This window comes from Erwinia sp. 1181_3 (assembly GCF_052824965.1).
Genome location: NZ_VTDE01000006.1, coordinates 52,981 through 76,333, shown reverse-complemented (window position 1 = coordinate 76,333; position 23,353 = coordinate 52,981). Strand labels below are relative to the sequence as shown.

Annotated in this window: 21 protein-coding genes; 6 read left to right on the top strand and 15 right to left on the bottom strand. The window is 56.0% G+C overall.

The window, feature by feature from the left end:
• Positions 1 to 41 precede the first annotated feature (41 nt).
• Together FY046_RS16035 and FY046_RS16030 are read left to right on the top strand one after the other, a co-directional pair.
• On the top strand, positions 42 to 968 hold the full coding sequence (locus tag FY046_RS16035) for an ABC transporter ATP-binding protein (RefSeq protein WP_133842231.1): 927 nt from the start codon (positions 42 to 44) through the stop codon (positions 966 to 968).
• The gene (locus FY046_RS16030; RefSeq protein WP_159336910.1) at positions 965 to 1,735 is read left to right on the top strand and encodes an ABC transporter permease; all 771 of its coding nucleotides are present in this window, start codon (positions 965 to 967) and stop codon (positions 1,733 to 1,735) included. The genes FY046_RS16035 and FY046_RS16030 overlap by 4 nt, the downstream gene beginning before the upstream one ends.
• Positions 1,736 to 1,826: 91 nt before the next feature.
• Here FY046_RS16030 and panD read toward each other — a convergent pair whose 3' ends face one another.
• The 8 genes from panD to sfsA form a co-directional block, all read right to left on the bottom strand.
• Positions 1,827 to 2,207 carry an aspartate 1-decarboxylase gene (panD, locus tag FY046_RS16025; RefSeq protein WP_446186280.1) on the bottom strand — a complete coding sequence of 127 codons (381 nt, stop codon included), beginning with the start codon at positions 2,205 to 2,207 and terminating at the stop codon, positions 1,827 to 1,829.
• Between the two features lie 65 nt (positions 2,208 to 2,272).
• The gene (panC, locus tag FY046_RS16020) at positions 2,273 to 3,127 is read right to left on the bottom strand and encodes a pantoate--beta-alanine ligase (RefSeq protein WP_133842228.1); all 855 of its coding nucleotides are present in this window, start codon (positions 3,125 to 3,127) and stop codon (positions 2,273 to 2,275) included.
• A gap of 14 nt (positions 3,128 to 3,141) precedes the next feature.
• On the bottom strand, positions 3,142 to 3,936 hold the full coding sequence (panB, locus tag FY046_RS16015; protein WP_133842702.1) for a 3-methyl-2-oxobutanoate hydroxymethyltransferase: 795 nt from the start codon (positions 3,934 to 3,936) through the stop codon (positions 3,142 to 3,144).
• Between the two features lie 331 nt (positions 3,937 to 4,267).
• Positions 4,268 to 4,747 carry a 2-amino-4-hydroxy-6-hydroxymethyldihydropteridine diphosphokinase gene (folK, locus tag FY046_RS16010; protein WP_133842227.1) on the bottom strand — a complete coding sequence of 160 codons (480 nt, stop codon included), beginning with the start codon at positions 4,745 to 4,747 and terminating at the stop codon, positions 4,268 to 4,270.
• Complete coding sequence (gene pcnB / locus FY046_RS16005) at positions 4,744 to 6,165, bottom strand: polynucleotide adenylyltransferase PcnB (RefSeq protein ID WP_207105627.1); 1,422 nt, start codon at positions 6,163 to 6,165, stop codon at positions 4,744 to 4,746. The genes folK and pcnB overlap by 4 nt, the downstream gene beginning before the upstream one ends.
• A gap of 58 nt (positions 6,166 to 6,223) precedes the next feature.
• Entirely contained in the window at positions 6,224 to 7,132 is a 909-nt protein-coding gene (gene gluQRS, locus FY046_RS16000; protein WP_167863215.1) for a tRNA glutamyl-Q(34) synthetase GluQRS, read from the bottom strand.
• A gap of 69 nt (positions 7,133 to 7,201) precedes the next feature.
• Positions 7,202 to 7,657: an RNA polymerase-binding protein DksA gene (gene dksA, locus FY046_RS15995; protein ID WP_133842225.1), complete on the bottom strand. Its 456-nt coding sequence runs from the start codon at positions 7,655 to 7,657 to the stop codon at positions 7,202 to 7,204.
• Positions 7,658 to 8,023: 366 nt separating this feature from the next.
• Positions 8,024 to 8,728, bottom strand: coding sequence for a DNA/RNA nuclease SfsA (gene sfsA, locus FY046_RS15990; RefSeq protein ID WP_133842224.1), 705 nt, complete (start codon positions 8,726 to 8,728; stop codon positions 8,024 to 8,026).
• Between the two features lie 183 nt (positions 8,729 to 8,911).
• On the opposite strand from sfsA, the gene hrpB reads away from it, so the two are divergent.
• On the top strand, positions 8,912 to 11,362 hold the full coding sequence (gene hrpB, locus FY046_RS15985) for an ATP-dependent helicase HrpB (RefSeq protein WP_446186279.1): 2,451 nt from the start codon (positions 8,912 to 8,914) through the stop codon (positions 11,360 to 11,362).
• A gap of 79 nt (positions 11,363 to 11,441) precedes the next feature.
• Here hrpB and FY046_RS15980 read toward each other — a convergent pair whose 3' ends face one another.
• The 7 genes from FY046_RS15980 to FY046_RS15950 all read right to left on the bottom strand — a co-directional run bounded on the left by FY046_RS15980 (position 11,442) and on the right by FY046_RS15950 (position 17,059).
• Positions 11,442 to 12,134 (bottom strand): amino acid ABC transporter permease, encoded by a 693-nt coding sequence (locus tag FY046_RS15980; protein ID WP_133842222.1) that lies wholly within the window; start codon positions 12,132 to 12,134, stop codon positions 11,442 to 11,444.
• A gap of 19 nt (positions 12,135 to 12,153) precedes the next feature.
• Positions 12,154 to 12,861 (bottom strand): amino acid ABC transporter permease, encoded by a 708-nt coding sequence (locus FY046_RS15975; RefSeq protein WP_133842221.1) that lies wholly within the window; start codon positions 12,859 to 12,861, stop codon positions 12,154 to 12,156.
• A gap of 68 nt (positions 12,862 to 12,929) precedes the next feature.
• Positions 12,930 to 13,757, bottom strand: coding sequence for a transporter substrate-binding domain-containing protein (locus tag FY046_RS15970; protein ID WP_133842220.1), 828 nt, complete (start codon positions 13,755 to 13,757; stop codon positions 12,930 to 12,932).
• A gap of 17 nt (positions 13,758 to 13,774) precedes the next feature.
• Complete coding sequence (locus FY046_RS15965; RefSeq protein WP_200643777.1) at positions 13,775 to 14,515, bottom strand: amino acid ABC transporter ATP-binding protein; 741 nt, start codon at positions 14,513 to 14,515, stop codon at positions 13,775 to 13,777.
• A gap of 38 nt (positions 14,516 to 14,553) precedes the next feature.
• Complete coding sequence (locus tag FY046_RS15960; protein ID WP_167863203.1) at positions 14,554 to 15,120, bottom strand: peroxidase-related enzyme; 567 nt, start codon at positions 15,118 to 15,120, stop codon at positions 14,554 to 14,556.
• Positions 15,117 to 15,599, bottom strand: a complete 483-nt coding sequence (locus tag FY046_RS15955; protein ID WP_446186278.1) for a CMD domain-containing protein — start codon at positions 15,597 to 15,599, stop codon at positions 15,117 to 15,119. Before FY046_RS15955 ends, FY046_RS15960 begins: the two co-directional genes overlap by 4 nt.
• The gene (locus tag FY046_RS15950; protein WP_133842216.1) at positions 15,596 to 17,059 is read right to left on the bottom strand and encodes an NAD(P)-binding domain-containing protein; all 1,464 of its coding nucleotides are present in this window, start codon (positions 17,057 to 17,059) and stop codon (positions 15,596 to 15,598) included. The genes FY046_RS15955 and FY046_RS15950 overlap by 4 nt, the downstream gene beginning before the upstream one ends.
• A 167-nt stretch (positions 17,060 to 17,226) precedes the next feature.
• Here FY046_RS15950 and FY046_RS15945 point away from each other — a divergent pair, with 167 nt between their 5' ends.
• The 3 genes from FY046_RS15945 to fhuA all read left to right on the top strand — a co-directional run bounded on the left by FY046_RS15945 (position 17,227) and on the right by fhuA (position 23,329).
• Entirely contained in the window at positions 17,227 to 18,189 is a 963-nt protein-coding gene (locus FY046_RS15945) for a LysR family transcriptional regulator (protein WP_197931242.1), read from the top strand.
• Between the two features lie 165 nt (positions 18,190 to 18,354).
• Positions 18,355 to 20,904, top strand: coding sequence for a bifunctional glycosyl transferase/transpeptidase (gene mrcB, locus FY046_RS15940; RefSeq protein ID WP_159336917.1), 2,550 nt, complete (start codon positions 18,355 to 18,357; stop codon positions 20,902 to 20,904).
• A gap of 211 nt (positions 20,905 to 21,115) precedes the next feature.
• Positions 21,116 to 23,329 carry a ferrichrome porin FhuA gene (fhuA, locus tag FY046_RS15935; RefSeq protein ID WP_446186277.1) on the top strand — a complete coding sequence of 738 codons (2,214 nt, stop codon included), beginning with the start codon at positions 21,116 to 21,118 and terminating at the stop codon, positions 23,327 to 23,329.
• Positions 23,330 to 23,353: the final 24 nt, after the last annotated feature.

Here is a 23,353-nt window from a genome sequence, read left to right as displayed (position 1 = left end):
ACAAACAAGAAACCACAACAAAACAGGGCACTCTTTAATCTATGACTTATGCACTGGAGCTTGAAAAGCTAACCAAAACCTACGCAGGTGGGGTTCAGGCGCTCAAAGGAATCGACCTTGCGGTAGAAGCCGGTGACTTCTATGCACTGCTGGGACCTAACGGCGCAGGGAAGTCCACCACCATTGGCATTATCAGTTCGCTGGTCAATAAAACCGCCGGTAAGGTGCGCGTGTTTGGCTACGACCTCCAGCAGGATGTGGTTAACGCTAAGCGTCAACTGGGCCTGGTGCCGCAGGAATTCAACTTTAACCAGTTTGAAACGGTGCTACAGATTGTGGTCAGCCAGGCTGGACTGTACGGCGTGGAAAAACCGGAAGCGCAGAAACGCGCTGAAAAGTATCTCAAACAGCTGGATCTGTGGGAGAAACGCAACGAACGTGCGCGGATGCTCTCCGGTGGGATGAAGCGCCGTTTAATGATTGCCCGTGCGCTGATGCATGAGCCTAAGCTGCTGATCCTCGATGAACCCACCGCGGGTGTCGACATCGAGTTGCGTCGCTCAATGTGGACTTTCCTGCAGGAGCTGAACGCCCAGGGCACCACCATTATTCTCACCACCCACTATCTGGAAGAAGCCGAGATGCTGTGCCGCAATATCGGCATTATCCAGCGCGGTGAGCTGGTGGAAAACACCTCGATGAAAGGCCTGCTCTCTAAGCTGAAATCAGAAACCTTTATCCTCGACCTCGCGCCAAAAAGCCCGCTGCCGAAGCTGGAAGGGTTCCAGTATCGTCTGGCGGATACCTCAACGCTGGAAGTGGAAGTGCTGCGTGAGCAGGGGCTGAACAGTGTGTTCAGCCAGCTGAGTCATCAGGGGGTTCAGGTGCTCAGTATGCGCAACAAAGCCAACCGTCTTGAGGAGCTGTTTGTCGACCTGGTGAACGGTCGCAAAGGAGATAAAGCATGACACATTTGTACTGGGTGGCGCTGAAAAGCATCTGGGGCAAGGAAGTGAATCGTTTCGCGCGCATCTGGATTCAGACGCTGGTGCCGCCGGTGATCACTATGACGCTCTATTTCATTATTTTCGGCAACCTGATTGGTTCGCGCATCGGTGAAATGCACGGTTTCAGCTATATGCAGTTTATCGTGCCGGGTTTGATCATGATGGCGGTGATCACCAATGCCTATGCCAACGTGGCCTCATCCTTCTTCAGCGCCAAGTTCCAGCGCAACATTGAAGAACTGCTGGTGGCACCGGTGCCGACGCACGTGATCATTGCCGGATACGTGGGCGGCGGTGTGGCGCGCGGTATCTGTGTGGGTGTGCTGGTGACGGCGATTTCACTGTTCTTCGTGCCGTTCCAGGTGCATTCATGGCTGATGGTGGCGGTTACGCTGGTGCTGACGGCGGTGCTGTTCTCACTGGCGGGTCTGCTGAACGCCGTATTTGCCCGGACCTTCGATGATATCAGTCTGATCCCGACCTTTGTGCTGACGCCGCTGACCTATTTGGGGGGCGTGTTCTACTCGCTGACGCTGTTGCCACCGGTCTGGCAGATGGTGTCTAAGCTGAACCCGATTGTCTATATGATCAGTGGCTTCCGCTATGGTTTCCTGGGGATTAACGATGTGCCTCTGGTGTTTACGCTGGGCGTGCTGGTGGCGTTTATCGTGGTGTTCTATGCGCTGGTGTGGGTGTTAATTCAGCGTGGACGCGGGTTACGTACTTAATGTGAGATAGCGGGTTGACCGAAAAAGAGGGTCAATCCCTACAGGTCGCAAAGGGGCCGATCATTTTTCCGATCGGCCCGTTAAATATCACTTACGCGACCTGAACTGGCACGGCTTTCGCCAGGCGCTTCATCTGGTTGTCGCCTTCAAAATAGGCCACTTTAGGCTGCCATTCACGCGCTTCGGCATCGGACAACTGCACGTAAGAACAGATAATCAGCAGGTCCCCTTCGCAGGCACAGCGCGCTGCCGCACCGTTCACCGAAATGATTTTTGAACCCCGTTCGGCAGCAATCGCATAGGTGGAAAAACGCTGGCCGTTGTTCACGTTATAGATATCAATCGCTTCGTATTGCAGAATGCCGGAAGCGTCGAGGAAGTCCTGGTCGATGGCGCAGGAACCTTCGTAATTCAGGTCCGCCTGAGTCACTTTGACCCGGTGAAGTTTGCCCTGCAACATAGTACGTTTCATAAAGAGTCACTCTGCAATCAATTCAAAAAAACGGTCGTCAGTATTGCCTGAGAGGGCGCGGCTGTCTACTGCGTCAGATCAACCTGTTGGTTATCAATCAAACGCGCTTTACCCAACCACGCCGCCATCAGGATGACTGCGCGCTGGCTGTCGACATTCAGCGGTCGCAGCGTATCGGCATCGACAATCGCCAGGCCGTCAGGCTGTAACCCCTGATCGCTGAGGGCGTTTTCGGCCTCTGCAATCAGTGTGTCCACATGGCGTTCACCCTGGCTCAGTTTTTCCGCAATACCGTTCATGACCTTGCTCACCACGGGCGCAATTTTGCGCTCATCGGCGGTGAGGTAACCGTTACGCGAACTGAGCGCCAGGCCATCTTTGGCGCGCACGGTTGGCACACCAACGATGTCAATATCGTAGCCCATATCCGCCACCATTTTGCGGATCAGCGCCAGTTGCTGATAATCTTTTTCGCCAAAGCACGCGAGGTCGGGCTGCACCAGATTAAACAGCTTGCTGACGATGGTGGAGACGCCACGGAAGTGACCGGGACGGCTGGCACCTTCCAGCAGCGTGGAGAGGCCGGGAACCTCAACGAAGGTCTGTTCACCCAGACCTTGCGGGTAAACGTCGCCAGGGGCAGGAGAGAACACCAGGTCAACGCCACGGCGATTCAGCTTTTCGCAATCTTCCTGCAACGTACGCGGGTAGCGTGCCAGGTCATCAGCGCGTTCGAACTGCATCGGGTTAACGAAAATCGACACCACGACGATATCGGCACTCGCGCGTGCTTCGTCGACCAGCGTCATATGCCCGTCATGCAGGTTACCCATCGTGGGAACCAGCGCGATACGCTTGCCATCCTGGCGCCAGCGCCGCACTTCACGACGCAGCATCGGCAGGGTTTCAATAATCAGCACGGCTTACTCCTCGGTTACTGGAAACTGTGTTGGGCAGCCGGATAGCTTCCGGCTTCCACTTCTGCCACATACTGGCGCACTGCAGCGCGGATTTCTCCAGCCTCAGCGAGGAAGTTCTTGGCGAATTTGGGGATATGGCCGCCGGTGATGCCAAAGGCGTCGTGCATCACCAGGATCTGACCATCGGTAACGTTACCCGCACCAATGCCGATGGTTGGAATGGTCAGTGCTTCGGTAATACGCTGCGCCAGTGCAACCGGCACGCACTCCAGTACGACCAGCTGCATACCTGCGGCTTCCAGCGCCAGCGCATCATCCAGCAGGCGGTCAGCATCGCTGCTGGAGCGCCCCTGGACTTTGTAGCCGCCGAAAATATTGACCGACTGGGGCGTCAGACCCAGATGCCCGCAAACGGGCACTGCGCGTTCAGTCAGCTGTTTTACCGTTTCTGCCAGCCATTTCCCGCCTTCCAGTTTGACCATATTGGCCCCGGCACGCATCAACTGCGCGGCGTTATCAAAAGTCTGTTGCGGTGTGGCGTAACTCATAAACGGCAGATCGGCGAGCAGCAGGGCATTGGCGCTGCCACGGCGCACTGCCTGAGTGTGATAGGCAATATCTGCAACCGTCACGGGCAGTGTGGAGTCATGGCCTTGTACGACCATGCCGAGCGAATCCCCGACCAGCATCACTTCAATGCCTTCATCGGCAAAGAGTTTGGCGAAACTGAAATCGTACGCGGTAATTGAGGCGAATTTACGCCCCTGTTGTTTCCACTGATGCAGGGTCGAGACAGTTGTCGGTTTCATCATTCCACCTAATAAAATCCAGTTGGGCAGTATCTTAAAGGAAGGGAAGAGGGATGTCAGCACTGTCGCGGGTGAGGCATGTCAGCACTGTCGCGGACGAGGCGTGCCTCGCCCCTACGGGTAAGGGAACAGACGTGTGATTTTCCCGTAGAGGTGGGAACAGACGTGTGATTTTCCCGTAGAAGTGGGAACAGACGTGCGATTTTCCCGTGGGGTGGGAACAGACGTGCGATTTTCCCGTGGAGTGGGAACAGACGTGCGATTTTTCCGTTGGGGTGGGAACAGACGTGCGATTTTTCCGTAGGGGTCGGGCATGCCCGACCCTTATGCTTTACCAGCGCCGGATACTGCTGCTGTCGAGGGTGGCCAGAATATCCGCCAGCCGCGTGCCATCTGGCAGGCAAAGCTCTGGCGCTATCTCCAGTAACGGCAGCAGCATAAAGGCGCGGTTGTGCATATCATAATGCGGCACTGTCAGGCGCGGCGTGTTCAGCGTCTGCTCACCAAACAGCATGATATCCAGGTCGAGGGTGCGTGGCCCCCAGCGGTGTGCTTTACGTACGCGGCCCTGCTCCAGCTCAATACGCTGGGTATGGTTCAGCAGGGATTCAGCGTCAAGTCGGGTATCCAGCGCCACGGCGGCGTTGAGGAAATCAGGCTGATCCGGCGGACCGTAAGGTGGGGTGCGGTAGAGGGACGAGGTGGCAACCAACGTAGTATCGGGAATGGCCGCCAGCGCATTCAGTGCAGACTGCACCTGATGCAACGGGTCGGCCAGATTACTGCCCAGCGCCAGATAAACGCGGATCATGCGTCGTTATTATGATCGCGACGTGGGCTGCCCGGTACGCGTTTACGCGGACGGCGCGTACGACGGCGTGGCACCGGATCGTCGCCCAGGGTATTGAGCATGGTTTTCTGCTGCGGTGGCGCAGAAACCTGGAACTCGCTCCACCATGTGGTCAGTCGTTGCAGCTCGTGGTTATGTTCCACTTCAGCACGCAGTGCCAGCAGGTCGTAGGCGGCACGGAACTTAGGATGCTCCATCAGCTTCCACGCACGTTTGCCGTGACGGCGTGACAGGCGGAGTTGCAGCGTCCAGATGTCACGCACCAGCGTGGTAATACGTTTCGGGATCGCCAGCGAACGACAGGCTTCATCCAGCACATCATTCATCGACAGGGCGAAGGCATCGTAATAAGCGAGGCCGCTTTCCTGAGCAATTTTCTGTGCCGCTTCCAGCTGTGGGTACCAGAAGATGGCGGCAAAGAGGAACGCCGGGTTAACACGCATCTGGTTGTGGATGCGGCTGTCGGTGTTTTTGAGCACCTGAAGGATCATCCGCTCCATATTACTGTCACCCTGTTCGGTGAAGTAGCGAGTGATGATTGGGAACAACGGCTGGAACAACTGGTGTTCACGCAGTTTCAGGTAGGTATTGTGGCCGTAGCCCGCCTGCAACAGTTTAAGGGTTTCCTCAAACAGACGCGCCGGGGGAATATCATTCAGCAGCGTTGCCAGACGCGGGATAGGTTCACCTGTCTCGGCCGCGATGCTCATATCCAGTTTGGCGGCAAAACGCACTACGCGCAGCATACGCACCGGGTCTTCACGGTAGCGGGTTTCCGGGTCGCCGATCATGCGGATAATGCCTTGCTGCAGATCGCTGAGCCCACCAACGTAATCACGTACGGAGAAGTCAGCCACGCTGTAATACAGGCTGTTAATGGTCAGATCGCGGCGCTGGGCGTCATCTTCAATTGAACCAAAAATATTGTCGCGCAGCAGCATGCCGTTCTGGCCGCGCTGCGAGCTGTTGCGGTCATCGGCAACCTGTTGTTCGGCTTCGTGATGCCCACGGAAGGTGGCAACCTCGATAATTTCGGGGCCAAACATCACGTGTGCCAGACGAAAGCGACGGCCAACCAGGCGGCAGTTGCGGAACAGCTTGCGCATCTGGTCCGGCGTGGCATTGGTGGTCACATCGAAGTCTTTCGGTTTTTTACCCAGCAACAAATCGCGCACGCCGCCGCCTACCAGGTAGGCTTCATATCCGGCTTTATTCAGGCGATACAGAACCTTGAGGGCATTTTCACTGATGTCCTTGCGCGAGATGTTATGGGCGTCACGCGGAACGATGGCCATCTGGCGCACTTCCTCGACCACGGCTGGCGCCACCTCATCACGACTGAGGACTTTCCGGCAAAAATTAGCAACTCGGGTAAAAATGGGACACCTCGATAGTGACATTGAAATCTGGTCAGTAAAAACAGCGGCTAATCATAGCTCAGAGTGAGCCGTTTGAGAATGCCGAAGTCGCGGTATGCGCCAGCCTGGCATCGTTAATGGGGATTTTTTCGCAATCCCAGCCATCAACGGCCTGCTGTAATAGTGTTGTTAGCGTTAAATCGCGCCAGCCAGCGGTGACGGTCTGGCCGAGAAAACGCAATGCGTCAACCAGGGCCGGACGCGAATCCCCTGCGGGCAATGCCGGGGCATGATTTTGCTTGGACAGTTTATTGCCGTCTTGATTAAGCACCAGCGGCAGATGTAAATGTGCGGGCGCAGTCCAGCCAGACTGTTGATACAACGTTATCTGGCGCACCGTGGGTTCAATCAGGTCTGCCCCGCGCACCACTTCAGTGATGCCCTGAAAATGGTCGTCGACCACCACCGCCAGATTGTAGGCAAAGAGCCCATCACGGCGATGAATAATAAAGTCTTCACGTGCCAGTGCAGGATCGGCCTCAACCCGCCCGCGCAGCCGATCGTTAAACGCCAGCACCGGATGGTCGACTTTTAAACGCAGCGCAGCCTGATGCGGGCCATGACCTAGCGTGCGGCAGTGGCCGTCATACAGTCCGCCTGTTTGCTGGATCCGGCTACGGGTACACGTGCAGTAATAGCAATGACCCTGCCGTTGCAGATCGTGGAGTGCTGCACGGTAAGCGTCATGGCGTTGCGACTGCCACAGCACATCGCCATCCCATTCCAGCCCGTGATCTTCCAACTGCTTCAGGATACGCGTTGCGGCGCCGGGAATTTCGCGGGGAGGGTCGATATCTTCAATACGGACACGCCAGAGGCCACGTTGCGCACGTGCCTGTAGGTAACTGCCTAAAGCAGCAATCAGTGAGCCGAAATGCAGGTCGCCAGACGGGGAGGGGGCGAAGCGCCCAATATAAGATGATGACATCATGAATAAGAGAGGCAGTGAAGCGGCAGCGGAAACCGCTCCCTGCTTCACTGCACAATCAATGCGCCGTTAACCGGCCATTTGTTTTTCGCGGATTTCCGCCAGCGTTTTGCAGTCAATGCAAAGATCAGCCGTTGGACGTGCTTCAAGGCGACGAATACCGATTTCAACACCACAGGAATCACAGTAGCCAAAATCGTCATCCAGCACTTTCTTCAGCGTCTTCTCGATCTTTTTGATCAGCTTGCGCTCACGGTCACGGTTACGCAGTTCAAGACTAAACTCTTCTTCCTGAGTTGCGCGGTCAGCGGGGTCCGGGAAGTTAGCGGCTTCATCTTGCATATGCGAAACAGTGCGGTCCACTTCATCCCGAAGCTGGTTACGCCAGGCTTCAAGAATTTTCTTGAAGTGCTCCAGCTGGGCTTTGTTCATATACTCTTCGCCCGGCTTCTCCTGGTATGGTTCCACACCAGCAATGGCGAGAATACTCAGGGACGATGTTTTACGGTTTTGCCCTTCTTGCATGTTGTTTCTCCTGGATAACACGCACTACACCCTTTGTCTTTAAGCTGCAGGTGCGTTAGCAGCCATCCTGCAACCCGAATCTTCGGGTATCGATCCCACTAAGGGGAAAAAACAGGCCGCTATAAATAACAGAAGCGGTCAAGGTTAGCAATTATTCCTGAACATCTATTGACAAGCATGTGAGGAAAAGCGTATTTAGCGCGGCTCATCTTCCTCTCTCAATCCACAGCGATGTTGGCTTCTTCTTTTTCCCCCTGCACTTAACATGATGTAAGCATTGGGAGATTCTTTCGGTTGCCCTTTTTCTGCCGTTTGAAATCGGTTGGAAATGCAGATTTGCCGTATCAAAACAAATTGCGCTAAATTTTACAACTCTACCGTCAGGGGGCTGTGCAGGTTGATCCCTTCGGGTGATAACTGCGCCTTATAACAGAGCAGTTCAACGCCACTCTGTTGTGCCTGTGCCAATAGTTCCGCGTAGCGTACATCGATATGACGCGCCGGGGAAACGTCCTCAATCCCCGAATGCAGAACGGCGAAGAACAGTACCGCACGATGGCCCGATTGCGCGATCTGCATGAGTTCGCGCAAATGCTTCTGGCCACGCTCGGTCACCGCATCCGGAAAATACCCTTTACCCTGCTGTAATAGCGTCACGGATTTGACTTCAATATAGCAGTTACTGCGATTATCCGCCTGTAACAGGAAGTCAATCCGGCTGTTTTCGCTGCCGTATTTCACTTCAGGTACGATTTTATCGTAACCGGATAACTCTGGAATCCGATCGGCGGCGAGTGCTTCACGTACCAGTCCATTAGCGCGCAGGGTATTAACACAAATCCAGTGCCCCTGCTGCGTGTGCGTCAGCTCCCAGCTGTGCGGATATTTCCGCGTCAGGCTGGCCGATGTCGAGTACCAGACCGTATCGCCCGGCGTGGCACATCCGGTCATCGCACCGGTATTGGCACAATGGATGGTCAGGGCCTCTCCTTCGGGCGTCACAATATCGGCCAGAAAGCGTTTATAACGTTTAACCAGTCGTGCTGACAGCAGTCCGGGCGTAAATTCCATAGGAATTCCTTATCGTAAATTGCCCGGCAGCAGCACGTCAGGCTGCGTAGCGTTGCGCAGAAATGTGACAGGCAGATGAATAGGGTGGATAGTTGCAAACACGCATTGCGTCCTGCGGTCAATCCCTCGCGGGCAATGCTACAATGCCCGCAAAAATTAGACCATGTTGTTCTGGAGCAAAACGTGAGTTCATTACCCGTCAGTGTCGTATTACCTGAGCTGTTGGCCGCCTTGCAGACATCACAGCAGGTATTGCTGGCTGCGCCCACCGGGGCCGGGAAATCCACCTGGCTGCCGCTGCAGATCCTGCAACAGGCCGGTTTTGACGGGCGTATTCTGCTGCTTGAACCCCGCAGGCTGGCGGCGCGAAATGTGGCGCAACGGCTGGCCGAACTGCTGGGGGAAGAGCCGGGTGCCACCGTGGGTTACCGCATGCGGGGTGAAAGCCGCAGCGGAAAACATACCCGCCTGGACGTCGTGACGGAGGGGATACTGACGCGCATGCTGCAACAGGACCCGATGCTGGACGGTGTGTCGCTGGTGATCCTCGATGAGTTCCACGAACGCAGCCTGCAAGGCGATCTGGCGCTGGCGCTGCTGCTGGATGTGCAGGGCGGATTACGTGATGACCTTAAAGTGCTGATCATGTCTGCGACGCTGGACAATTCACGGCTGCGCGAAAGGTTACCCGAGGCACCGTTGATCAGCTCAGAAGGGCGATCATTTCCGGTGGAGCGCCGTTATCAGCCTTTGGCGACCAACCTGCGTTTTGAAGAGGCGGTGGCGCGGCAGGCCAGCCAGTTATTGAATGAAGAGTCGGGTTCGATGCTGCTTTTTTTGCCCGGCGTGGCCGAAATTCAGCGCGTGCAAACGCAACTGGCCGAACGAGTCGCCAGCGATGTTGACCTCTGCCCGCTTTACGGCGCGCTGTCGCTGGCGGAACAGCGCCGGGCGATCCTGCCTTCCGCTGACGGGCGGCGTAAAGTGGTGCTGGCGACCAATATTGCGGAAACCAGCCTGACGATTGAAGGCATTCGCCTGGTGGTGGACAGCGCTCAGGAACGTAGCGCGCAGTTTGATCTGCGCAGCGGCGTGACTGGCCTGCAAACGCAGCGCGTCAGCCAGGCATCGATGACCCAGCGCGCCGGACGTGCCGGGCGTCTGGAGCCCGGCATCTGTCTGCATCTGATTGCCCGTGAACAGGCGGAGCGTGCCGCTGCTCATAGCGAGCCGGAAATCCTCAACAGCGATCTGGCTGCGCTGTGGCTCGATCTGTTGCAGTGGGGATGCCAGGAGGTCAGCCAGCTGAAGTGGCTGGATGTGCCTCCGGCGGCAGGGATTGCGGCCGCCCGTCAGTTACTGCGCCAGTTGGGCGCAACCGATGATGAAGGCCGCCTGACGTCGCGCGGGCGAAAAATGGCGACGCTGGGCAGTGAGCCGCGCTTTGCCGCGCTGCTGATGGCGGCCGGGCAGGAGGCGAATGCGGTTGCCACCGCTGCGGAGCTGGTGGCGATGCTGGAGGAGCCGGTGCGCGGCAGCACGGATCTGCGTGACAGTTTTCATCGCCGCCTGCCACAGTGGCAGCGCCGCGCACGTCAGCTTCAGCAACGGTTAAACATCACCGGAGGACGGGCTGACGACGATCTTATTGCGCCGTTGCTGGCGGCGGCGTTTCCAGACCGGATTGCACGGCGGCGGGGTGTGGACGGGCGCTATCAGTTAGCGAACGGCAGCGGTGCTTCGCTCGATCGTGAAGACGGTTTAACTCGCCATGAATGGCTGATCGCCCCCGCCCTGTTGCAGGGAAACAGCCAGCCGGATGCACGTATGTTACAGGCGTTACCGCTGGATATTGAGCGTCTGGTCAGCCAGTGTCCTGAGCTGGTGCAGCAGCAGACTGACGTTGAATGGGATGAAGAAAAAGGCACCCTGCGTGCCTGGCGGCGCGAGCAGATCGGCCAGCTGGTATTGAAATCCCAGCCGCTGGCAAAACCCGAAGAGGGTGAGCTGCATACCGCGATGCTGCGCTGGGTGCGGGCGAAAGGGCTGTCGGTGCTTAACTGGACCCCGCAGGCAGAACAGCTGCGGTTACGTCTGGTGTGTGCCGCGCAATGGCTGCCCGAAGGGGGCTGGCCCGATGCAGAGGAGCCTGCGTTGCTGGCATCGCTGGAACAATGGCTGCTGCCGGCAATGAGCGGTGTGCGTGATGGTAAAGGATTGCGACAGCTCGATGTGACCAGCGCGCTATCGCAGCTGCTGAGCTGGGCGCAGCGCCAGCAGCTGGACGCGGTACTGCCGACTCATTATGTCGTGCCCACCGGCAGCCGCTTACCTGTTCACTATCATCAGGATAAGCCCCCGGCGCTGGCGGTGCGTTTGCAGGAGATGTACGGCGAGGCGAAGAACCCAAGCGTGGCGAACGGACGCGTGCCGCTGGTACTGGAGCTGTTATCCCCGGCGCATCGGCCGTTGCAGATCACGCGGGACCTGGCAGCATTCTGGTCGGGTGCCTATCGGGAAGTGCAAAAAGAGATGAAAGGGCGTTATCCAAAGCATTTGTGGCCTGATGATCCCGCCAATACCCTCCCCACCAGCCGGGTGAAACGGTTTTCCCCGTCTGCAACCAAGAAGTAACTTTCTGCTGTCAGTGCGCCTGACGACAATCGCCCCGGCAACCTGCCAGGGCGATGATCCTTTGTGAAACCCGCAATAATCAGGTTCTGATCCTGAGCCGTGCTTCCAGTTTATCGGCCACTTTGGTGATTACCCAGGCGATCACCATATAGAACACCACCGCCACCAGGAACGCTTCCAGGTAGTAATAGTTCAGTGCCGCTGTCAGCTGTGCTTGCGCAAAGATATCCACCACTTCAATGGCGAAGGCCAGCGAGAGCGCCTTCATGATCACCATAAAGGAGTTTGCCAGATCCGGGATCGCGGCAATGATCGTCTGAGGAAAGAGCACGCGGCGGAACAGCTGGCCGTTGGAGTAGCCCAGCGAACGCGCGGCGTCCGACTGCCCGGTATCAAAGGAGTTCAGCGCCCCTTTGATCACTTCGGCCTGGAAGGCGGCCACGCAGGCCGTGAGCGCCACGATAACGATTACCCAGTTCGGCATGGAATGGCCGTTATAGTCAACACCGACCAGCGATGCGCTGAAATGCAGTGCCGGAGGCAGGCCGTAGTAGGCAAGGAAAATCATCACCACCATCGGCACGCCTTTAAACACCACCTTATAACCGACAACCAGTTGCCGCAGCACCGGGATTTGTCGGTATTCGATCAGGGCAAACAGACCCCCTGTCAGCGTCGAGAAGATAAAAATCGTCACGGCCATCATCAACGTTAATGGCACAGCGTCCATAATGCTTAAAAAATCCGGCAGCAAGACATCTAAATCAAACATGGTTAATCACCTTCTTCAGTCAGATGCTCGCCGTGAGCTTAATTCTGGACGGGGCGGTTTTCGAGGTGTAGCGAGAGAACCGACGCTCGAAGACGCGCACAATCAGCCAGGAAATCAGGCACAGCAGGGAGTAAATCACCCCCAACACCAGATAGGTGCTGAACTGATACTGGTTGTAATCCCGCTCCATCACCAGGTGCGCGGTCGCCATGATATCGGCAGCCCCGATATACATCACCAGCGCCACATTGTGGATCATGTAGATCACCGCATTGCCGTAACCCGGTAACGCAATGTGCAATGCCTGTGGCCCGGCGACGCGGGTGAGTTTTTGCCAGAAGCTGTAACCCAGGCTGTCTGCGGCATCATGCTGGCCGCGTTCAACCGCCAGCCAGGCCGGGCGAATCACCTCTGACAGATAGCCGCCGTGATACAGACTCAGCCCAACCATTGACGCCAGCGTGGGCGTGACGAAATCTTTCATATCAAACAGGGCAACAAAAACAGGCAGGCCGTAGAACGCCACGAACAGCTGCAATACCACCGGCACGCTGCGGGCATAGGAGACGTAAAGGTCGGCCAGTTGGCTGAGCACCAGTACCCTGCGAATCCTGAAGGTTGTGGCAATCAGCGCCAGCACGAAGCCAGCGATGAGCGCTACAAACATAATCGCGAGCGTTAACGGCAAGGCCGAGAGTAGCTCTGGGATCATGACGGTAAGATCCATGGTGAAACACTCCTGCTAATAATGTCGGCATTGACCGTTGACCCGGCAACGCCGGGCCATCGTCAGAGTTACTTGATGTACTTCACCACGTCTTCGCCGAACCACTTCTGCGACAGTTTGTCGAGAGTGCCATCGGCTTTCAGCGTTTTCAGCACGCCATCAATATCATCTGACAGACGCTGGTTCTCTTCTGAGCGGTGGATCAGCACGTAGGTATTGTTGATTGACACCGGCTCACTGGCTTTGATATCGAGTTTCTGTGTTTCGATAACCGTCTGCTCACCCAGGTTTGAAGGAAGGATCAGGGCATCGTACTTACCACGCTGCACTTCTTTCAGACGGTCCGGGTAAGGAATACCGGCACTGGACGCTGAGATTTTCACCGCATCGTTCGGGTTCTCTTGCTGCCACTGAGTCACAAATTTATAGACGCCACCGCCGGCAGTGACCGGAACAATTTTCTTACCCACCAGATCCTTCATGGTGTTGATGTTGCTGTCCTTGCGGCTGTAGATTTTCATCATGCTGGCCCCCATCGGGGTGGCCGGGATCAGGAACTGCTTGCTGCGTGCCGGAGCGGTGTAGAAACCGCCGGTCGCCATATCGTATTTGCCGGTGGCCAGCCCGGTTTCCTGGGCAATATCCGCGGCCCCTTCCAGCTCGAAGCGATACTGCGGAAGTTTGGCGTTAATCGCTCTCAACAGATCGGGCTCGTAGCCCTGGGGTTCATGGCCGATGGCGCCCCAGGAGAGCGGCTTAGATTCTGCAGCGGTAGCCACTTTAATAACGCGTACAGGCGTCTGTGCAGAGGCGGAACCCATGCCGGATGCCGCGATGGCGACACCGGCAAGTAATGCCAGGGTCAGACGACGGAAAGGGGTAGTGTTTGCAGGCATTGTTATTATCCTTTTAGTTAGTAGAGCGTTGTTTCGGACTGGAGGAACTGCGCGAGTCGTGGATTTGACGGCGTGTCAAAAATCTCCGTCGGGCTACCTTCCGCCGCGACAACGCCCTGATCCATAAACACGATGCGGTTTGAGACATTTTTAGCAAATTGCATCTCATGGGTGACCAGCAGCGAAGTGATCCCCGATGAAGTCACCTCTTTGATCACTTTCAGTACTTCGCCGACCAGCTCCGGGTCCAGTGAGGAGGTCGGTTCATCGAAGAGGATCACATCCGGCCGCACCGCCAGCGCACGGGCGATGCCGGTACGCTGAAGCTGCCCGCCGGAAAGCTGAGACGGATAGTGGTCGCGCTTGTCAGACAAACCGACGCGCTCCAGTTCTTCAAGGGCAATTTTACGCGCTTCATCAGCAGACTTACGCTGTACGACAATCAGCGGATCCATCACGTTCTGAATGACCGTCATGTTTTTAAACACGTTAAACTGCTGGAATACCATGGCGGTACGCAGACGGATCGCCTGAACGGCGTTTTTGTCGACGGACTGATAATCCATGCGGATTTGATCGAATGTGATGCTGCCGGATGAAGGCTTCGCCAGATAGTTAATACAGCGCAGCAGCGTGGTTTTCCCGGTGCCGCTTGGGCCAATAATCGACAGCACATCACCGCGTTTCACCGAGAGGTTCACGCCTTTCAGAATTTCTGAGCTACCGTAGGCGAGCTTAATATTGTCAAGTTCAAGCATGTTGGTCAGTTTCCTGGCACAGGTGGCGTTAAGGTGCTTCAGTTTCCGCTATCGGCGTGGCCGAGAACGTGCATCAGGCGATTTGCCCAGCCGAAGATGGAGATGGCGTGGATCAGGTCGACGATGTCGACGTCATCCATGCCAACGGATTTCAGCAGGGCGATATCTTCCGCCGTCGCTTCCGAGGGCACGGCCGACAGACGACGGGCAAAGCGGTGGATCGCCGCATCGCGTGGGCCGAGCTGCTCGGGTTTATCGAAATAGAGTGCGCTGACTACGTCGTTGCTTTTGGTCAGGTTGGCATGGCGGCGCGCATGAACCACGGCGCAGAACTTGCAGCCATTCACCATTGACGCTCCAAGCGCACCCAGTTCGCGGTCGGCATGGGGCAAACCGCCGTCAACATACATAATGGCATTGAACAGCACGGTACGGGCTACGTAGCTCTCGGGGTCGTGCGCCAGCGTGCGCACATATTCCGAGACCTTCTTATTCGATGGCGTGACCTTCATCGCTTCAATCTGCTGTGGCGTGGCTTCAGACAGCTCGACCGGAGCGATATGCGGGTGCCAGGTCAGGGGCTTCAGGGTAACAGATGGGATCATAACAACCTCATCAGGCGCAAACCGCTGGCCACTTTGGTCTGGAAATTCACGAAGGCAATCAGTTCAGATAGCGCGACGATCTGCGGATTGTTGAAGCCCGCCCCGGCCAGCCGGGCGATATCATCGGCTTTGGCTTCACCCGGAGTCAGTGTGATCCGGTCAACATGGCGAGCGAGGGTCGCCAGCGGTTCGTCGCAGACGGATGCTCCACTGGCGAAAGCCAGCAGCGTGCCGTCAGGCGTCAACGCCGCCAGCTGTGCGCTGTATTCGGCTATCAGTGCTGTATCCGCATTCAATGTGACGATGCGCAGGGCCACCCCATGGCGCCATGCCGCAGACAGACCCTGATCGTTTTCGGGGTGCAGCACCGAGAGACGGCACAGTTCGGCCCCCTGAACAAATTCCGGGCGAAAACGCCGGGTTGCGTACAGTGCATCCTCGGCGGCAAGGCCTGCCGCCTTGTCGATAGCATCAATCACAATGCGTTATCCTTTTGAAGTTGGGGAGTGGAATCAGTCCATTCATCTCCCTGGAGTTCTGGGATGTCATAAGCCATCAGGCTGGTGAAGTGTGCATCGACATCTTCAGCAAATAATGCAGCGGCAATGCCGCGCACAAGACGTTCTGTCCCGGCGCTGACCGCCGGGATATCACCGGACACCTTCCCGTGCGTCAGCATGGCGGCATCGTTAAAGCAGTGAATATTCGCCAGCATCGGGCAGGCACCCGGTACACGCTCTCGGAATTCAAACGTTGGCCCCAGGTCCGGTGACGCCAGCATGCCAGGGCGCGGTGCACCCATTTCCGGCGTGTAGCGGCCATCCGACCAGGTGCGGATATGCGGCGCTATGGCAGCAAATTCCGGGCGGCCGTTAAAGTCATTGGAAAAGCCGGTGGCGGCGATGAGAAAATCGTAATGCAGCGGACCCTGAGTGGTGTCAATGCGTAGCGCGCCCGCGTTTTCTTCAACCGCCCTGATACCGCAATCGAGCAGGAAGCGGGCATTTGCATGACGGGAAACGCGCAGGGTGGAGGAGCGTGGCGGCGGCGTCTGGGTGGTGTTGGTGTAGTCGACAAACTTCCATTTCCACGCGTCAGGCAGCAGATGCATACCGTGCACCACGCCCTGGCTGCCGATGCCGGTCATTTTGTTGATGCGTGGCATCTCTTTGCGGCGGATCAGCAGGTCAACGGAGCCGACACCGGACTCCAGTGCCGCAGCGGCATTGTCCATCGATGATGCACCCGCCCCGATCACCGCCAGGCGCTTGCCCTTCAGTGCAGCGAAATCGATATCATCGGCAGAGTGTGCCCAGAGGGCGTGGTCGACCCCTTGCAGGAAATCAGGAACGGCAAAGCCGCCCAGCCCTGAACGTCCCGTTGCCAGCACCAGATGCCGGGTATAGACCCGGCCCGTTTCTGCGCCCTCAAGATCGATAGCGATCAGATCGTCCGCTGCAGTGATGCTGGTCATGCGCACATTGTTACGCACGGGCAGCGCCAGCACCTGGCGATACCAAACCAGATAATCCATCCACTGACCTTTCGGAATTTTATCCAGCGCTTCCCAGGCTTCTGCTCCCCACTGCGCCGTGAACCAGGCACGAAAGGTCAGTTGCGGCAGGCCGAGTGCCGGGCCGTGCAGCGTTTTGGGGGATCGCAGTGTTTCCATACGGGCAAACGTTACCCACGGCCCTTCCAGCCCGGCAGGCGCGGCATCATAGGCAACGACATTGGTGATCCCGCTCAGGATCAGCTTTGCCGTGGTAGCCAGGCCGCACATACCGCCACCAATCACCACCACGTCACGCACAGCGGTACCATGGTAAACACGTGTGGGAACCCAGGGCCTGGCGGGCAGTTCCAGCAAAGACAAATCCTCAGCCAGGCGTTGTTGCAACGCGTCTAAACCGGTTTTGTTTGCACCCTTTGCTGACATGATTAAGCCCCTTTTCGTCATCTCAATGCATATAATGGATTATATGAAAAACGCATTATGAATTAGTGTGTATGCGTATTCTTAATACTAATTAATAATTAGCTTATTCAAAAATTGCACTTGATAATTATGGCTGTTGAAAAATAAAGGATTCCCGTATGCAGAACCTGGCTTCACTTAACGATCTTGACCTTCGCCAGTTACAGGCTTTCTCGGCGGTCATCTCGTCCGGCAGTGTGACGGCAGCGGCTAAAGTTCTGCAACGTTCGCAGCCTGCCGTGACCCGGCTGATCCAGGATCTGGAGAACACCCTTGGTTATCCGCTTTTTTTGCGTAACGGGCCACGTATCTACCCGACCGAGCAGGCACTGCGTCTGCATGAGTACGTTGAGACGGCGTTGACGTCGTTGCAACAGATACGCCTGCGCGCCAATGAGATCTGGAAAGAAGAAAAAACCCCGCTGCTGATTGCCGCTACGCCATCAATGTCCTCCGGCCTGCTGCCCGTGGCACTGGCGCAGGTGAATCTGGATGACTCGGTGCAAATCCTGAGTGATTCCGCAGAACAAACGGCGCACGCCATTATTACCGGCCAGGCGGAGTTGGGGATCAGCAGCCTGCCGCTGGAGCATCAGGGGGCGCAGGTTCACTGGATTGGTCAATCACGCTGCGTCATGGCGCTGAGAGAAGATGACCCGTTGGCCCAGAAAGAGCAGGTGCTGTTAACCGACTTAACGTCACGCAAGCTGATCACACCTTACAACCCGTATCGCCTGCGCAGGCGCTATGAGCAGGTATTACGTAAGGCAAAGGTCAAACCGGCGGGTGTGATTGAAACGAACTCATCGGTGAATATTCTCTCCTGCATTCGTTCGGGATTAGGCGTGGCGATTATGGAACCCGTCACCGCTTACGGTTTGCCCGTGGCCGGTGTGGTGATCAGAGAGCTGGATGTGGACATTCCTTATTACTTTGGGGTCACCACTCCGCAATCCCGCCCACCGCGTTCCAGCGTTCTGGCCTTGATCGATGCCTTGAAACAGGCGGCTACCAGCCTGCTCCCGGAGTTTATCTGCCTTGATGCGAATGAACATGCGCGTGTGATGCAGTCCCTGCATCAGGAGAATTAAGGTTTTTTGTTGCAAAGGCACAATAGATGCTCGCCAGTAATAAATGGTATTCTGTCGCGCTTGTGTGACTGCCAGAGGCTTTCAGAAGGTTCTGGTTCCGCAACTGTCGTCATACGACGAAAGTAGTCGGCCCGGCCGACGCCTGCTTCTGGAGAAATAAACAAGATGTCTGACGATCGCGAACCTATCGGGCGTAAAGGAAAACAGCCCCAGCCTGCGCGCAACAAAGCGGGGCGTGGTCGCCGCAGGGAAGAAGAATATGATGACTATGACGATCAGGATGATGAAGATCTGGATGAGGAAGAGGTAACTTCGATGCCACGTAAAGGAAAAGGGCGCGGGACGCGTAAAAAAAGAGGCTGGATAGGCTTATTGTTTAAGCTTTTCCTGATCTTCGCGGTGGTCATGGCCATTTATGGTTTCTACCTCGATTCACAGATCCGCAGCCGTATTGATGGCAAAGTCTGGCAGCTACCGGCCACGGTCTATGGCCGCATGGTCAACCTTGAGCCAGGTATGTCGTACAACAAAAAAGAGATGATCACGCTGCTGGAAGGCACACAGTATCGCGAAGTGACGCGCATGACGCGCCCGGGCGAATTTACCGTGCAGGCCAACAGCATTGAGATGATCCGTCGTCCGTTTGATTTCCCCGACAGCAAAGAGGGGCAGATCCGCGCACGTCTGAGCTTCAGCGGCGATCGGCTGAGCGATATTAAGAACCTCGACAATGGACGCAGCTTCGGCTTCTTCCGCCTCGACCCGCGTCTGATCACCATGTTGCAGTCGCCTAACGGCGAACAGCGCCTGTTTGTACCACGCGCCGGGTTCCCGGACCTGTTGGTGGATACGCTGGTGGCGACCGAAGACCGTCATTTCTATCAGCATGATGGCATCAGCCTCTATTCGATTGGCCGTGCTTTTGTCGCCAACATCACTGCCGGACGTGCAGTGCAGGGCGGAAGTACGCTGACCCAGCAGCTGGTGAAGAACTTGTTCCTCACCAACGAACGCTCGCTGTGGCGTAAAGCCAACGAAGCCTATATGGCGCTGATCATGGATGCGCGCTACAGCAAAGACCGCATTCTGGAGCTGTACCTCAATGAGGTGTATCTCGGCCAGGCAGGCAACGATCAGATCCGTGGCTTCCCGCTGGCCAGCCTGTATTACTTTGGCCGTCCCGTGGATGAGCTGAGCCTTGACCAGCAGGCACTGCTGGTGGGCATGGTGAAAGGCGCATCGCTGTATAACCCGTGGCGCAACCCGCAGTTGTCGCTGGAGCGTCGTAACCTGGTGTTGCGCCTGTTGCAGCAGCAGAAGGTGATCGACCAGGAGCTTTACGACATGCTGAGTGCGCGTCCGCTGGGCGTGCAGCCGAAAGGCGGCGTGATCACCCCACAGCCAGCGTTTATGCAGATGGTGCGTAACGAGTTGCAGAGCAAACTCGGCGATAAGGTGAAGGATCTCTCCGGGGTGAAAATTTTCACCACGCTGGATTCGGTGTCGCAGGATGCTGCTGAGAAGTCAGTCGAAGAGGGGATCCCGGCGCTGCGTAAACAGCGTGGGGTCAACGATCTGGAAGCGGCGATGGTGGTGGTGGACCGCTTCAGCGGTGAAGTGCGCGCCATGGTCGGTGGTGCCGATCCACAGTTCGCGGGCTACAACCGTGCCTTGCAGGCGCGTCGTTCGATTGGTTCACTGGCAAAACCGGCGACCTATCTGACCGCGCTGAGCCAGCCGGATACCTACCGTCTGAATACCTGGCTCGCGGATAATCCGATTGCGCTGAAACAGCCTAACGGCCAGGTGTGGAAACCGCAGAACGACGACCGTCGTTACAGCGGCCAGGTGATGCTGGTGGATGCACTGACCAACTCCATGAACGTGCCGACGGTGAACCTGGGGATGACGCTCGGTCTGCCACAGGTGGTGGATACCTGGACCAAGCTGGGTGTACCGAAAGATCAGCTGAATCCGGTGCCGGCGATGTTACTGGGTGCGCTGAACCTGACACCGATTGAAGTGGCACAGGCTTTCCAGACTATCGCCAGCGGCGGCAGCCGTGCGCCGCTGTCGGCCGTACGTTCCGTGATTGCTGAAGATGGTAGCGTGCTGTATCAGAGCTTCCCGCAGGCCGAACGTGCCGTTCCGGCGCAGGGGGCTTACCTGACGCTCTACAGCATGCAGCAGGTGGTGGATCACGGTACGGCGCGTGCGCTTGGGGCTAAGTATCCGAAAGCGACGCTGGCAGGCAAAACCGGCACCACCAACAATCAGGTAGATACCTGGTTTGCCGGGATCGATGGCAAAGAAGTCGCCATCACCTGGGTGGGTCGTGATAACAACCAGCCGACCAAACTGTATGGTTCCAGCGGGGCGATGCAGCTGTATCGTCGTTATCTGGAAATGCAGGCGCCGATGCCGTTAACTCTCACGCCACCAGAAGATATTGCACTGATGAACGTCGATTCTGCCGGTAACTTTGTCTGCGGTAGTGCCAGCAGCAGCTGGCGTAGCCTGCCGGTCTGGACCACGGATGCTAACGCCCTGTGCCAGCAGCAACAGCAGCAGGTTCAGCAGCAGCAACAGATGTTGCAGCAGCAGAATCAACAGCAGAATCAGCAACAGAATCAGCAACAAGGGCAGCAACCGCAGAATCAGCAAAAGGATGGCGATGGTGTGGCTGGTTGGATCAAAGATATGTTTGGTCAGTAGCCTTCATTGTTATCTGAATGAAAAAGCCGGGAAACCGGCTTTTTTTTTGGCTTTTTTCCGCGCCAGGTCAATGCCCATGCCGCTTGTGTGGCAGATCATGTGGGGCGTTTTTCCTTGCAGAACTGACTTTGTTTCGCATATTATCCGAGCGTTATAATAATAATTATCGTTTCGTTTCACATTCAACAATCCTTGTTCAGAGAAAAGCTAAATGGCCAATGTGCGCGATTTATCCACTGATTTTACACACCTGAAAACAGCAAAACGACAACTGGCGGCGCTGGTCGCTCTCTCACTCACCAGTGGTGCAGCCTTTGCTGCCGCTGAGCAGACGATTAATGTCACGGCGGATGCTGGCAGTGCGCCGCAGGAAAGTGCCTGGGGCCCGGCCCCGACCATTGCGGCAAAACACAGCGCCACCGGCACCAAAACCGATACACCGATTGAGAAGAATCCGCAGTCTGTGTCTGTTATCACCAGCCAGGAAATGCAAACACATCAGCCTTTGTCAGTAAAAGAAGCGCTGGGTTATACCACCGGAGTGATGGTAGGTAACCGCGGTGCGTCAAACGTGATTGATGCATTATCCATTCGTGGTTTTAGTGAAACGAATACCAATCAGTATCTCAATGGCCTGAAATTACAGGGTGATAACTACTCCGAATTTGCTGTTGACCCTTATTTCCTGGAACGCGTTGAACTGATGCGCGGGCCAACGTCTGTGCTGTATGGAAAAAGTAACCCGGGTGGCATTGTATCGATGGTGAGCAAGCGCCCAACCACCGAAACTCTGCGTGAAGTCCAGTTCCAGATGGGGACCGATAACCTGTTTTCTACCGGCTTTGATTTCGGAGGCGCTCTGGATGACAACGGCGAGTTCTCTTACCGCTTAACGGGTCTGGCACGCAGCGCAGATGCGCAGCAGCAGATGAATAAAGAGAAGCGCTATGCCATCGCGCCATCTTTCAGCTGGCAACCGGATGAGAATACCCATTTCACCTTCCTGAGCTACTTCCAGAATGAACCGGAAACCGGTTATTACGGCTGGTTGCCGCGTGAAGGCACGGTCGTGCCCATTACGGATGCCAACGGCAATCAGCACAAGCTACCAACCGATTTTGATGAGGGTGAAGACAGCAATAAAATCTCCCGCAACACCAAAATGATCGGTTACAGCTTCGATCATGCGTTCAATGATACATGGACCGTACGTCAGAACCTGCGTTATGCGCAGATGCGTACTAATTACCTGAGCATTTATGGCAACGGCCTGAATACAGCCAACAACACCATTAATCGTGGATACGCGCATTCACAGGAAAAGCTGAATCAGTTTGCGGTTGATACCCAGGCTCAGGCGAAGTTTGCTACTGGTCAGGTGGATCACACTCTGCTGATGGGCGTGGATTATCAGCGTTCACGCAATGATATAGATGCGATTTTTGGCGCCGTTGCGCCGCTGGATGCGTTGAATCCACAATATGGAAACGATCAAATGATTCAGGGATCAGGATTCCCGTATCAATATCTGAATAAGCAGGAACAAACCGGTCTGTATGCGCAGGACCAAATGGAGTGGGATCGTTGGGTGCTGACACTGGGCGGACGCTATGACTACCTGACCATGTCGGCGTTTGACCGTAATGCCAGTGAAAACAAAACCCACGACCAGGCCTTTACCTGGCGCGGCGGGGTGAACTATGTCTTCGATAACGGTATTGCACCTTACTTCAGTTACAGCGAATCATTTATTCCTAATACTGGCACTACTCTCGGTGGGGAAACCTTCACACCTTCCCGTGCAAAACAGTATGAAGCAGGCGTGAAATACGTTCCGAAAGATCGTCCTATTGTTCTGACCGGGGCGATTTACCAGTTGACCAAAAATAACAACCTGATGGGTGACCCGACTGCGCCACTGTTTAGCGTACAGGGCGGGGAGATTCGTTCCCGTGGGTTCGAGTTTGAAGCCAAAGCCGCCGTCAATGCCAACATCAACGTGACTGCGTCATACAGCTATACCGATGCTGAATATACAGAAGACAATTACCTGCGTGGAAAAACGCCAGTGCAGGTGCCTAAACATATGGCATCACTGTGGGGCGACTACACATTCAATGAAAGTGCCTTATCCGGCCTGACGCTGGGCACGGGCTTGCGCTACGTGGGTGAGAGTAAAGGTCTGTATCGTCATCAGGCGAGTAATGGCGATAACCAGGATCAGAATTTTGATGTTGCCGGTTATACGTTGGTTGATGCCGTCGTGAAGTACGACCTGGCTCGTTTTGGACTTCCAGGGTCATCGGTCGGTATTAACGTTAACAACCTGTTTGACCGTGAGTATGTTGCCAGCTGTTATCGTGAGCATGCCTGCTACTGGGGCGCAGAGCGTCAGATTGTCGGTACTGCCACCTTCCGTTTCTAAATATCTATCCGGGCGCGGTTCGCC